The organism is Sphaerisporangium rubeum (genome assembly GCF_014207705.1).
GTDB classification, from domain to species: Bacteria; Actinomycetota; Actinomycetes; order Streptosporangiales; family Streptosporangiaceae; genus Sphaerisporangium; species Sphaerisporangium rubeum.
On record NZ_JACHIU010000001.1, the window covers coordinates 4,787,567 to 4,800,515 of the forward strand.

At 73.8% G+C, this 12,949-nt stretch carries 8 protein-coding genes; 5 read left to right on the forward strand and 3 right to left on the reverse strand.

Translation table 11 applies throughout. From position 1 onward, the window contains the following. Nucleotides 1–5: 5 nt before the first annotated feature. From BJ992_RS20605 to BJ992_RS20620, 4 genes are all read left to right on the forward strand, one after another. Nucleotides 6–2,642 (forward strand): SaeA-related protein, encoded by a 2,637-nt coding sequence (locus BJ992_RS20605; RefSeq protein WP_184983457.1) that lies wholly within the window; start codon nucleotides 6–8, stop codon nucleotides 2,640–2,642. A gap of 11 nt (nucleotides 2,643–2,653) precedes the next feature. Beyond that, complete coding sequence (locus BJ992_RS20610) at nucleotides 2,654–3,823, forward strand: TRAFAC clade GTPase domain-containing protein (protein ID WP_343072781.1); 1,170 nt, start codon at nucleotides 2,654–2,656, stop codon at nucleotides 3,821–3,823. 4 nt (nucleotides 3,824–3,827) lie between these two features. Further along, nucleotides 3,828–6,491: a DUF963 domain-containing protein gene (locus BJ992_RS20615; protein ID WP_184983461.1), complete on the forward strand. Its 2,664-nt coding sequence runs from the start codon at nucleotides 3,828–3,830 to the stop codon at nucleotides 6,489–6,491. A 152-nt stretch (nucleotides 6,492–6,643) separates the two neighbouring features. Then, nucleotides 6,644–8,374 (forward strand): TRAFAC clade GTPase domain-containing protein, encoded by a 1,731-nt coding sequence (locus tag BJ992_RS20620; protein WP_184983463.1) that lies wholly within the window; start codon nucleotides 6,644–6,646, stop codon nucleotides 8,372–8,374. A 4-nt stretch (nucleotides 8,375–8,378) separates the two neighbouring features. Here the strand turns inward: BJ992_RS20620 and BJ992_RS20625 are convergent, their stop codons facing one another. Then, on the reverse strand, nucleotides 8,379–9,068 hold the full coding sequence (locus BJ992_RS20625; protein WP_343072782.1) for a hypothetical protein: 690 nt from the start codon (nucleotides 9,066–9,068) through the stop codon (nucleotides 8,379–8,381). A 211-nt stretch (nucleotides 9,069–9,279) separates the two neighbouring features. Then, the gene (gene glnA, locus BJ992_RS20630) at nucleotides 9,280–10,641 is read right to left on the reverse strand and encodes a type I glutamate--ammonia ligase (RefSeq protein ID WP_184983467.1); all 1,362 of its coding nucleotides are present in this window, start codon (nucleotides 10,639–10,641) and stop codon (nucleotides 9,280–9,282) included. A 310-nt stretch (nucleotides 10,642–10,951) separates the two neighbouring features. Between glnA and BJ992_RS20635 the strand changes: the two genes are divergently transcribed. Further along, nucleotides 10,952–11,953: an expansin EXLX1 family cellulose-binding protein gene (locus tag BJ992_RS20635; protein ID WP_184983469.1), complete on the forward strand. Its 1,002-nt coding sequence runs from the start codon at nucleotides 10,952–10,954 to the stop codon at nucleotides 11,951–11,953. A gap of 8 nt (nucleotides 11,954–11,961) precedes the next feature. Here BJ992_RS20635 and BJ992_RS20640 read toward each other — a convergent pair whose 3' ends face one another. After that, entirely contained in the window at nucleotides 11,962–12,924 is a 963-nt protein-coding gene (locus BJ992_RS20640; RefSeq protein ID WP_184983471.1) for an ArsR/SmtB family transcription factor, read from the reverse strand. Between the last annotated feature and the right edge of the window lie 25 nt (nucleotides 12,925–12,949).

Consider the following 12,949-nt stretch of genomic DNA (forward strand, 5'->3'; position numbering starts at 1 on the left):
GCCTCATGGCCTTCGACGAGGAGCGGTACGTCCGGGAGGTGCTGGAGCCCGCGCGCGAGGCCGGCGGCGTGCCGCCGGCGGACCTCGCGGCGCGCTACCAGCTCGCGGAGTCGATGACCGCGCGCGACGTCGTGGACGCCGCCAAGCAGGTGCGCCAGTGCTGGCGGCGGGCCCGCGGCATGCTGAAGTACCGGCGGCTGATCGACCGCATGGAGTCCGACCACGCGCGCTTCGCGCCGCTGTTCGCCGCCGCCGCCGAGGGTGACCTCGCGCCGCTGCGTGCCGCGCTGCGCGACTCGCACGCGCGGGCCGGCCGGCGGCTCGACGACGCGGCGCGCCGCCTGGACGACGCCGCGGGGCCGCTGCGCATGCTGTCGCCTGCGCTGCTGTCCACCATCGCCAAGTCCTGCGGCGTGTCACAGGAGGAGGCGCTGCGGCTCGCCGCCGCCAGGTCGGTCGAGGTGCGCGAGCCCGATCCGCTGCCGCGGTCCGCGCCGTACGCGGGGTACGGCAAGGCGCGTGAGGCCCTGGATGCTCTGGGGCTGCCGCATCTCGGCAGGTTCGTGTTCGGTGACGACTGCGCCGGCCTCGAGGTGCTCGGCGAGGTGACGGTGCCGGGTGCGCCGCCGCTCGCCGACGCGGTGGCCGCCGCCGAGGCGCGGTGGGCCGCACGGCCACGCGGTCCGTGGACGGTCAGCGCCGACACGGTGCTCGCGGCGCTGCGCGGCACCTCCGACCCGGCGACGCTGGTGCGGTACGACGTGGTGGCGCGGCTGCGTGAGCGTGTACGCGAGCACCCTTATGACGACACGCTGCTGCGGCACGCGACCGGCGAGCTCGATCTCGCGCAGGGGGACGCGCGGCGGCTGATCTTCGCGGTGCGCGGCGAAGGCGGCGGCGTGCCGTCGGGCCCGGCGGCGCGGCTGCGTGAGCTGGTGGACGCCGGCGAGATCCACGCCGCGGTCGACTTCGCCGACGCGCTCGCGCCGAGCGAGCTCACCGGGGAGGCGGCCGAGCTGGTCACCGAGGTGCGCGCTCGGCTGACAGGCGCGGTGCGGCTGCGTGACCGCGCGATGGCGGCCATCGACCCCGACGACGCGTGGATCGCGCTGCGCGACGCGCTGCAACGCGTCCCCGACCTGCCGGGGGCCGCCGACATGCTGGCGCGGCTCGCGCCGTACCCGGCCCGAGCGGTGCGCGCCGAGACGCAGGGGGACGGGGTGGCGATCACCTGGCAGCCGTCGCCGTCCCGCGCGGGACGTGTGGTGTACGACGTGTTCCGCAACGGCGCGCAGCTCAGCAGCACCGAGCGCACCGCCGCCAGGGACGACCACCCGCCGGTCAACGTGCCGGTGAGCTATTCGGTGGTGGCCCGCCGCGAGGAGGCCTCGGCCCCGGCGTCCATCGCCGCGCCGATCGTCGTGCGGCCCGAGCCCGGTGAGGTGCGGCTGACCGCCGGCGACGGCGTGGTGTGGGGACGCTGGACCCGGCCCGCCGAGGCGTCACGGGTGGTGGTGAGCAGGGACGGGTTGCCGGTGCAGGTCATCGACACCGGGTTCCGCGACGCCGGCGTGGTGAACGGCACGGCGTACACCTACGTGATCGCCGCCGCCTACCCCGGCCCCGAGGGCGAGGTGTTCACGCCGGGGGTGCGGCACACCGTGACGCCGCGCGGGTTGCCGAAGCCGATCGCCGGGTTCACCCTGCACCCCGACCCGTCGTCTCCCGGCACGCTGCTCGCGTGGTACGACGAGCCGCCGTCGGGGGTGGTGGAGTTCGTGGCCCTGGACACCGCGCCGCCGTGGCCCGCCGGGGCCACGGTGCCGCTGGCGGACCTGCGGGCCGCGAGCCGCGCCGTGCCGTCCATCCCGACGCGTGAGGGCCAGGCCATCCGGCCCGGCTCGCAGTGCGTGCTGCTGGCCGTCACCATCGCCGGCGACCTCGCCACCGTCGGCGGCCATCTGGAGCATGTCAACCTGGCGACGCCGACCGGGCTGTCGGCGCAGCGCAGGGGGACCACGGTGTACGTCGGGTTCGACTGGCCGCCGGACGTCCCCGAGGTCGAGGTGCGGTGGGCCGGCCGCGACATGCTGGTCAGCTCGGCGGCGTACCGCGCGCAGGGGGGTGTGCGGCTGGAGGCGCCGGAGTCCGAGCCGCTGCTCATCGAGGTCGCGCCGACGGCGCTGGTGCGCGGCGAGCGGTTGTGCGGGCCGCCGGCGTGGGTGCGGCTCGCGGGGAAGGTGCCGGTGCGGTACGACCTGAGCCGTGAGGGGCCGGCGTGGCGGCGCACGGTCGTGGTGGAGATCACCTCGGAGCGGCCGGTGCGGCTGCGGCGGCTGGCCCTGGTGCTGAAGCCGGGCCACGTGCAGCCGAGGTCCGCCGACGACGGTGTGCTGCTCGACCAGTGGACCGACGTGGAGGTCCCCGGCCGGCTGAGCGTGCCGGCGCCGCGGCAGGAGAAGCCGTACTGGCTGCGGTGTTTCGCCGAGGGGGCTCTGCCGGCGGGGCCGCGTGGCGCGGTTTCCGCCGGCGACTATGGCGTGGAGGGTTTCGAGGGCACCATGGAAGATGACGTCGCGGGTGAGGGCCCTGGTGAGGTCGCGCTGATCGATCCGCCGGTGCGGCGGATGAAGGTGGGGTGAGGGAGACCCCGGTGATCACGTGTCCGTACTGTTTCGCGAAGGTCGAGCGCAACCGCGTCGCGTTCCGCTGCCTCGGCAGGTCGGGGCTCGGCTCGGGGTGCGAGCCGCGGCTCGACGAGACCCTGGCCGCCTATCTCGGGTCGCAGAACGCCGCGTCGCTGCCGCCGGTGTTCTCGGTGCGGCGGCCGGGCCGGCGCGCCGACTGTCCCGAGTGCGGCAGGTCCAGCGGCTGGCGGGTCTGTCCCGCGTGCCACAACCGCTTACCCGCCGAGTACTGCGCCAACCCCGGCCGCATCGTCGCGCTGGTCGGGGCCAAGGGGTCCGGCAAGAGCACCTACATCGCGGTGCTGCTGCACGAGCTGACCAACCGTGTCGGCGCCGAGCTGGACGCGTCCCTGGTGGCCTGTGACGACCGCACCATCGCGCGGTACAAACGCGACTTCGCACGGCCCCTGTACGGCGAGCACCGGCTGCTCAGCACCACGCGGCCCGCGGCCACCGAGCCGCGCGACCCCCTGGTGTACCTGCTGACCCGCACCGTCCCCGGCCGTCTTCGGCCGCGCACGATGTCGCTGACGCTGGTGTTCTTCGACACCGCCGGTGAGGATCTGCGCAGCAGGGAGTCCACCGAGACCCATCTGCGGTACCTCAACGCCGCCGACGCCGTGATCTTCCTGCTCGACCCGCTCGAGCTGCCCGGCGCCAAGGCGTCGCTGAGCGGCCCCGCGCAGAGTCGCGGCGGCGTCAACGCCGGCGATCCCGACAGCGATCCCATCAATGTCATCAGCCGCGTGACCGAGCTGCTGCGCGACCGTTCCGGCTCGGGCCGGCTCACGGTCCCCGTGGCGGTGGCGCTCAGCAAGATCGACGCGCTGCGCGAGAGCATGGACGCGCAGTCCGCGCTGCACCGCGCGCGCGTGCCGAGCGGCACGCTGGACCTCGACGACCGCGACGCCGTGCACGAGCAGGTGCGCGCGCTGCTCGACGACTGGCAGGCCGGCATGGTGGACCGCTACCTGCGGCAGCACTTCACCGATTTCGCGCTTTTCGGCCTCTCGGCGCTCGGCGCCGTCCCCGACGCCGGCACCGTGGGGCCCGGCGGCGTCCGCCCCTACCGGGTGGAAGATCCGTTGCTGTGGCTGCTCCACCGCTTCGGCATGCTCAAAGGCACCCGGGGGTGACGCGATGGCCTGGCAGCTTCACTACACGTCGGCGGAGTGCGGCCCCGGGGGCCGCGCCGGGTTCCAGTTCACGGCCGAGTCGGCGGGGGTGCCACCGGAGGTGACCGGCGCGGTGGCGTCGCACCTGGCGTACCGGCCGCCGCCGGAGGCGCCGCTCGCACCGGACCCCGCGCAGATCGCGGCGCTGCCGGTGGCCCTGGCGTACGGCGACGCCGGCGACCTGCGCGTGCTGACGCGCTGCGTGTACCTCGGCCAGGACTACTCGGGCCGCTACGGCAACTTCCTCGGCCACGCCGTGGTGGCGACCCAGGACGAACTGACCGGACTGCGGCCGGTCGAGCTCTGGCAGGCCCCCCTGTGGCACGACGAACCGGCCCCCCCGGGAGCGACCCTGCCGGAACTCGCCGACCTGACCCCCGGCGACCGCCTCGACCCCGACTCACTCGGCGAGTGGCTCGCGACCGGCGGCGAACAGGGGTACGCGCTGCTGGCGGTGCTGCTCCAGATCGTGGGGACCGCGCTGAGCCGGGGCCACGGCCGCCTGGTGCTGGTGGCGGCCGGCACGCCGACCGACTCCGGGAACCCGACCGGACCGAGGAAGCCAAGCGGACCTGGGATCTCAGCCGACCCTTGGGCCGCAATCCCCGGAAACTCACCTGACCAGCGGACGTCAGCAGATCCGAGGTTCTCGGCGGACTCTGGCGACGCGCGGAACAACGATCCGACCGACCCTAGGAACTCGCTCGACCACTGGACCCCCACCGGTCCCCGCAACCGGTCGGTCCCATCGGTCCCTGGGGACCCAAGGGACTCCGGAAGGGCCGAGGACGTTGTGCGGTGGATCGGGGTGATCTCCTATTCGCTGCCGTGGCAAGTGGCCGCCAAGCTCACGTTCCTCACCTACAGCGCCGACCCGGCCACCGCGTCGTACGTCATCGTCGGCACCACCCCGGACGTGTGGATCCCGTCCGACACCGACGCCACCGTGGTCCACCTCGGCGCACCGCACGTCCCCGCCGTCCCGGTCCCCGGCCGGTTCGCGCGCACGGTCGCCGAGTGCTGGCGGCGCATGGACATGGCCGGCATCGACGCCATCGGCGAGCTGGTCCCGGCCGGGGGGTTCAGCCCGGACACCGCCGCCGCGCTGTCGGCGTTCTGCCGGGGTGACGGCTCGGTCACCGAGGAGGAGCAGGCCGGTATCGCGCGCACCCTGCGCGGCGGCCTGCCGGACTGGGCCTGGAGAGAGCTGGCCGGCGCCTGTGACCGCATGGGCTTCGAGCTGGCCACCGCGGCGCGCGCCTGTGCGCCTGCCGGTCTCGCCGGGCCGTTCGCCGCGCGGTGCGCCGTCCTGTCCCTGCACGACCCCGCGCTGCCGTCGCCTGAGCCGCCGGACGACGAGACCCGCCGCGCGCTGACCCCTGAGGCGGTACGCGCCGTGGCGTGCGCGGACGGTGTGCCGTCGCTGACCGGGGTGCTGCGCGCCGTGGACCACCTCGGCGTGCCGGTGCCGGCGGCCGAGGTGGAACGTGCCGCGCACCGGGCCGCGCACAGCGGCGGCGACCTCGCCGACCTGCTCGACCACACGCCGCGCGCGCTGCGGGAAGCCGTCGTCGCCGGTGTGCTCACCGGCCTCGAGGCCGCCTCGCCGCGTGCGCGGCGCCGCCTGCTGACCGACCGGCTGTGCGACCACCTGGAGAGCCACGACCTGACCGCCGCGCCGCGCACCTGCGCGGCGGTGGTGCGCCTGCTGGCGCTGCGGGCCCGCGTCACCCGGGTCGACGCCACCACGCGCCTGCTGCGGCTCGCCGCCACCCCGATCATGAGCAGTGACACTTTGAACACCGCCACCCCGGTCATGAGCGGCGACCCCCTGAGCATCGCCACCCCGGTCATGAGCGGGGACACCCTGAACACCACCACCCCCGTCATGAGCGGGGACACGGTGAACGCCGCCGAGGCGCCGGACGTACTCCAGGACGTGCGGGAGGTCGTGGAGCGGGTGCTGGAGGAGGTCTGGGAGGCGCCGCCGGAGCTCGGCGAGTGCGCGGCCCTGGTGCAGCGGCTCGGTCCCGGCGTCAGCTCCTCCCCCTGCCTGTCGGACCTGCCGGCCCGCGCGTACCTCGCGCACGGCATGGCCGGCCCGGAGGTCGTGCGGCTCGCGGGGGCCGTGCAGGCGCACGTCCCCGGCTATCCGGCCGCCGACGCCGAGACCGTGCTGCTGGCCGCAGCCGCCGGGGACGCCGCCGACCCGCCGGCCGCCGCCGCGCTCCTCATGCGCCTGGACGACGTCGCCGCCGAGGCGCACCAGGACCTGGTCCAAGAGGCCGTCGCCGTCGCCGTCCGTTCCCTGGCCGGTCGCGACCCCCGGTTCCGCGCCGGACTCGTGACGGCCCTGCCGGGGTCGTTGCGTCCCCTGGTCGCGCGGGTGTGGCTGGAGGGCAGGCTCAGCCGGGACGAGCAGGCCGATCTCGCCGAGACGGCCGTCCGCCTGCACCACGCCGGGGTGACCGTGCCGTCCCTGGAGTCCTTCGCCAGGTCCCGCCTGTCGAGCCGTTCGGTGGCCAACGCCGTGGAGTCGCGCCTGCGCCGTGAGGACGCCTTGGCTCCGTCACTGCGCGAACTGTCCCGCGGCAGACGCGGCGCACTGTGGAAACGAGAAAATCCCTGATGCAGTCGCGACAGCCCCCGATTCCGCGCCGTCCCGCACCGCCGCGACAGTCTCCTTCGCCGCACCGCCGACCGCCGCACAGCGAGCCCTCCGTACCGCACCGCCTGCCACCGCACGCGCAATCCCCTGTGCCACGGACGGGGGGACGCTGAATGCCTCTGGTCGTGGTGATGCTCGCGGTCGTGTGGGTCGCGTGCATGTACTTCGGGTTCTGGTACGGCTTCCCGGTGGTGGCCGTCGCCACGGTCGTGGTGACCACGCTCACCGGGGTCGGGTACTACTTCGCGCGGGCCGGGCTCATGCTGGGGGCCGCGCGGGATCTCGGTGAGTCGGAGGTCGCGCCGCCGCGGACCGGGGCCGGCAAGGACCCGGTGTACCGGCACTACCTGTTCCTGCAGATGCCGCTGGACGCGTGGCGGGTGCCGAGGACGGTCGTGCCGGAGGCCGCGAGTGCCGGGTGGCACGCGGTGACGCGGGTCTCGCGGTGGCTGGCCGGTGGTGTGCAGGGGATCTTCCTGCTGCCGATCTGGCTCGGGGTGGTCGCCGGGGTGCTGGTGGCCGCGGTGCCGCTGGCGGCGGCGGTCGTGGCGGTCGCGGCGGCGCACCTGCTGGTGTTCGCGGCCGGCGGGTCGCTGTGGCTCCTCGGGGTGGCGCTGCTGCGCGGCGTGGAGTCGGTCGTCATGCTGGTGCGGCGCATCCTGCAGACCTGTCCGCACCCGCTGTGCTACGCCAGGATCAGCCTGCCCGAGTACGCCTGCCCGACCTGCGACGAGCGGCACCGGACCCTGCGGCCCAACCTGGACGGCGCGCTGCGGCACGTCTGCCGGTGCGGCACGCGGCTGCCGACGGCCATCGTGCTCGGCCGGTTCCGGCTGCGCGCGTACTGCCCGCAGTGCCACCGCGCGCTGCCGCACCGCATCGGCCGGGCCCGCGTGGAGCCGCTGCCGTTCATCGGCGGGCCGGACGCCGGCAAGACGACCTTCATGGTGCTGGCCATCAACGCGCTGCACGCCGCGGTGCGGGCCGCCGGGGGCCGGGCCGGGTTCGTCGTGGAGGGTGACCAGCAGGCGTTCGCCAGGCTCGGCGAGGAGCTGCGGCTCGGCAAGGTCTCCAAGACCACGACGGCCGCGCCGTCCGCCACCATGCTCGACGTCGCGCTCCCCCGCACGGCGGGCCGCATCCTGTACCTGTTCGACCCGTCCGGTGAGGGGTTCACCGGCGCCACCAAGGTCGAGGCGATGAGCTACCTCGCGCACGGCGAGGCGATGCTCATCGTCGTCGATCCGTTCGCGCTGCCGCTGGTGCAGCACGGCCTCACCGACGACGAGCGCCGCACCCTGGAGAAAGCGGGGGTCGTGCTGTCCCCCGAGGACCCGTTCGACACCTTCCAGCGGGTGCGCAACGAGCTCGCGGCCCGTGCCGACGGGGGCCGCCAGAAACGGGTCGCGGTGGTGGTCAGCAAGGCCGACCTGCTGCGCAGGACCGCGATCGGCCAGGACGCCGGCGACCTGCCGGCGTGGTTCGACGGCGTGGGCCTCGGCACCATGACGCGCGACCTGGCCCGCAGCGCCGCCGAGGTCCGCTACCTGGCCTCCGGCTTCCCGCCGGACTTCCCCGCCGTCGCGTCCATGCTGGCGTGGCTGACGGGCCTGCCGCTGAACGGCCACGCCGAGGCCCTGACCACCGTCGGCGCCGACGACCTGGTCCTGACCGACCCGCGCGCTCCGTGGTCCCCCCGGCCGCGGCCCACCACGTTGGTCCCGCTGGGGCACCTGGTCTTCCGCTGGTCGCTGCTCGTCACCTCCGCCGTGCTCGCGGCGGCGGCGCTGACCTTCGTGGCGACCTCGGGGTTCCCGCTGATCCGTCCCTGGATGCCGTTCTGACGTCTCAGCGCGGCAGGATCCAGGTGGCCCTGGCCGTGGCGACGAGCGTGCCGTCCATCTCGTAGACGGCGCTCGTGCCGAACAGCTTGCGGCCGTCGCGGCCCTCGGACCGGCCCACCACCGAGTACGTGCCGTTGGGGTACACCTGCCGGTAGGTACGCGCGGTGATCCTGCCGAGCAGACCCGGCCCTTCCGGTCCCTGGTGGGCCCAGCCGCTCGGGCAGTCGAGCGCGGCCCACACCAGGGCCCGCGGCACGGCGCCGTCGTCGCCGAGCATCACCGGCACCCGCCACCCGGCCGCCACCAGGTCCGTCCGCGCGACCGGTCCGGGGAAGATGCGCAGCCCGTCACCGGGGGCCCGCAGGCCGCACACGAAGCACCCCGGCACGGGGTGCTCGCCGCGCAGCCCGGCGAAGCCCTCCTCGGCGAGCGCGGCCTCGTTGAACGGCACGAACGGCGGCGGCGTCAGGTCCTCGGTGACCGGGATCGCCTCCGCCAGCACCACACCGTCGTGCGACAGGGTCACCGAGTTCGCGACCTGACCGAGGGTCAGCTCGGTGCCGAGCGGCACCGGCCGCCGCAGCGTCACCTCGACCGTTCCGTCGCAGTCCACCTCACCGGCGAGTTCCCCGGCGATCCACCCGCCGTTCGCGGTCCCCTCGGGACCGCTGAACCTCGCGGGAACACTCAGCACGCTCCGCACCCCAGCGGACGTCATCACCGTCGAAGCACCTCCATCGCTGCTCCACCAAGTCGGACATTCCACTCAAAACCCGAGACGGCATCCGATACCGACCCGGCACCGTCCCTCTCAAAGGAACCAGCCCGCCATGACCACGTCGTCAACGGCGCGTAACAAAAATAAGACACCCCGGAACCGATTCGCTCCGGGGTGTCCCGCACGCCTACAGCACCGGCAGGTACCTGGCCAGCTCGAACTCGGTGACCTGGCGGCGGTACTCGTGCCACTCGTGGCGCTTGTTGCGCAGGAAGTAGTCGAAGACGTGCTCGCCGAGGGTCTCGGCGACCAACTCGCTGCGCTCCATGGTGGTGATGGCCTCGTCCAGGCTCTGCGGCAGCGGCTCGATGCCGAGCGCACGGCGCTCGGCGCTGGTGAGGGCCCAGATGTCGTCCTCGGCGCCGGGAGGCATCTCGTAACCCTCCTCGATGCCCTTCAGGCCCGCGGCGAGGATCACGGCGTACGCGAGGTAGGGGTTGCACGCCGAGTCCAGCGAGCGGAACTCGACCCGCGTCGAGTTGCCCTTGTGCGGCTTGTACATCGGCACGCGGACCAGCGCGGAACGGTTGTTGTGGCCCCAGCTGATGTACGCGGGGGCCTCGCCTCCCTGGCCCGCGGTCGCCTCGGCGCCGGCCCACAGGCGCTTGTAGGAGTTGACCCACTGGTTGCACACCGCGGTGATCTCGGCGGCGTGCTTGAGCAGGCCGCCGATGAACGACCGGCCGATCTTGGAGAGCTGGTAGTCGGCGCCGGGCTCGTAGAACGCGTTGCGGTCACCCTCGAACAGCGACATGTGGGTGTGCATGCCGGAGCCGGGATGCTCGGCGAACGGCTTCGGCATGAACGAGGCCCAGATGCCGTGCTCCAGCGCGACCTCCTTCATGACCAGCCGGAAGGTCATGATGTTGTCGGCGGTGGTCAGCGCGTCGGCGTACCGCAGGTCGATCTCCTGCTGGCCGGGGGCCCCCTCGTGGTGGCTGAACTCCACCGAGATCCCCATCGACTCCAGCATCATGATCGCGTTGCGGCGGAAGTCGTGCCCCGAGCTGTGCGGCGTGTGGTCGAAGTACCCGCCGGAATCGTTCGGCACCGGCTTGGAGCCGGCCTCCGGCCGCTCCTTGAGCAGGAAGAACTCCACCTCGGGGTGGGTGTAGAAGGTGAACCCCATGTCGGCGCACTTGGCGAGGGTGCGCTTGAGCACCCACCGCGGGTCGGCGTGGGACGGTGAGCCGTCCGGCATGAGGATGTCGCAGAACATGCGAGCCGCGCCGGGGATCTCGCTGCGCCACGGAAGGATCTGGAACGTCGAGGGATCGGGCTTGGCGAGCATGTCGGACTCGTGAACCCTCGCGAAGCCCTCGATGGCGGAGCCGTCGAAGCCGATGCCCTCGGCGAAGGCCCCTTCGAGCTCGGCCGGCGCTATGGCCACCGACTTGAGGAAACCGAGCACGTCGGTGAACCACAGCCGGATGAACCGGATGTCCCTCTCTTCGAGCGTGCGGAGCACGAACTCCTGCTGGCGGTCCAAGGCATCCCCTTCTGCCTCACATGTTCGGACACCATCGTCGCCGCGCGCAGCCTGGTCCCTGAGTCGGCGCTAGACATGTCTGGTCATCACCCAGTCTGCCCGCTTGGTGTTTCGCACACGTTACGCGGGTTCGTTGTTAGAGGCATCCGGGCGGCACACAACCCGACCGAATCCCGGGTATGGGACCTCAGGTGGAGCCCTTAAGACGAACTCCGCCAGGTGGATTACGGACACCACCTCCTATCACGTAATGTGACAGCATCATCTCGTTGTGTGTTCGTCAATGCCCTGGGGGCGGGAGCATATGGGCGTGGAGCGGCGGCACGGCCCGGCGCTGCGGCGAGTGGCCTGGACGGCGTGGGTCTCGGCGGCCTGCACCCTGATCCTGCTCGGCGGCCGGGCCGGCCGGGACGCCGCGTGCGCCGTCGCCGCACCTCCGGCCGGCGGCACGTGCTCCCTCGCCGGCGCCTCGGCGCCGGTCGCGGCGGTGTCGTCGGTGGAGTTCGCCGGCTCCGCCGCGTGCGGGGGCTACCTCGATGTGACCGGGCCGCTCGGCACGGTGCGGGTGCAGGTGGCCGAGGAGTGCCGCACGTGCGCGCTCGGTGAGCTCGACATGAGCCGGGAGGCGTTCCAGCGGATCGCGGGGTCCGGCACGGCTCGCGTGCGGGTCAGCTACCACGCGGTGCGCAACCCCGAGGTGCCGCGTCCGGTGGGTTTCCGCCTCACCCCCGGGGCCACCCGTGACTGGCTGGCCGTCCAGGTGGTCGACCACGGCAACCCGTTGCGGACCCTGGAGATCCGCGACGGCGGCTCGTGGCGCGCGCTGCCGCGCACCGCCGACAACCACTGGCTGGCGCCGCGGCTCACCGGTTCCGCGCGTTACGCGTTCCGCGTGACCGACGTGTACGGCCAGCGCCTCACCACCACCGGCATCCGGCCGGCCCCCGGCTCCGTGCAGCGCACCTCGCGCCGCCTGTACAGCCCGGCGTCCGCCTCCCCCGCGCCTACCCCCCGCGCGCTGTCGGCGCGCACACATCCCCGGGCCGCGCCGCAGGCCCACAAGCGCGACCCCGCGCCACCTCGCCCCGCGGCCGCCCCGGCCGCCCCGGCTGCCCCGGCCGTACGGCCGCCGTCGTCGGCGCGCGTCGTCCCGAAGCACGAACGGCCCCCCGAACGGCCCGCCGGCCCACCCGCGGACCGGCACGGCGCGGCGGCGCGCAGCGACTCCGTCGGTGAGCCGGCCGACCGGCGGGCCCCGCCGCGCCACGGTTCCCTCGCCGCGCTCCCCACCACCCGTCCCTTCCTGTGCTGACCCTCCGGTCAGGCGCCGGTGACGAGGGAGTCGGCGGTGGGGGTGCGGTGGTAGATGACCTCGCGGCCCTGGCGGTGGCGGGTCACCAGGCCGTTGCCGCTGAGCACCGACAGGTGTTGCGAGACGGCCCCCGGTGTCAGCGACAGGCGGCGGGCCAGCGCCGTCGTGGACGCCGGCTGGGCCAGGGTGATCAGCAGGCGGGCCCGGGTGGTGCCGATCAGCGCGGCCAGCGCGCCGGGCTCGGGGACCGGGCCCTTGTCCCACAGGGTGCCGACGGCGCGCGCGGGGTAGACGAGCATGGGCCGGTACGGCTGCGTCATGATGGCGATGCCGGGCCAGCGGAAGGCGCTCGGCACCAGCAGCAGCCCGTCGCCGCCGAGGTCACCGGCATAGCACGACTTCTTCGTGACGATCAGGCGGTCGACGTCCCAGTGCACCGACGGGTGCAGGTCGCCGAACAGTTCCGTGGCGCCGCCGGTGGCGAACCGGCGCGCGCGCCACATCACGTCGGCTTCGAGCAGCGCGTACACCCGTGGCCAGTGCTCGGCCAGCGCGGCCTCCCAGTAGGCCGCGAGCGTGTCGGCGACGCGCCGCAGACCGGCCTCGGGGTCGGCCCTGAACCGCGCGATCGCGCCGGTGTCGGGGGTGACCACCCGGCCGGCCTCCTCGGCGGCGGTGCCGGGGTCGGTGGCCCGCACGCGGTCCAGCTCCGCCGTGAAGTCCGGCAGCGGGGTGTCGGGTGGCGGGGTGAGGAAGTCGGCGATGTACCCCTGCACGGGGACGAGCGCGAACAGCTCCGCCAGGTCCACGGCGCCGAGCCGGGGCCGTACGGCACGCAGCCACGGCAGGTGCAGCGAGTGCCGCGCCGGCGACCTCAGCACCTGCAGACTGGCGACGAGCTCCCACAACGGCGAGAACGCGAACCGCATGCGCGCCATGTCGTCGGTGCCGAACCGCCACTCGATGCTCATGATCCCCCCGTGGACCTTTTAGCCC

Bases quoted from the DNA above. Each gene is read 5' to 3' on its own strand.
- BJ992_RS20615 (WP_184983461.1), top strand. From the start codon at position 3,828: ATGGCCTGGCAGCTTCACTACACGTCGGCGGAGTGCGGCCCCGGGGGC.
- BJ992_RS20640 (WP_184983471.1), bottom strand. From the start codon at position 12,924: ATGAGCATCGAGTGGCGGTTCGGCACCGACGACATGGCGCGCATGCGG.
- BJ992_RS20605 (WP_184983457.1), top strand. From the start codon at position 6: ATGGCCTTCGACGAGGAGCGGTACGTCCGGGAGGTGCTGGAGCCCGCG.
- BJ992_RS20620 (WP_184983463.1), top strand. From the start codon at position 6,644: ATGCCTCTGGTCGTGGTGATGCTCGCGGTCGTGTGGGTCGCGTGCATG.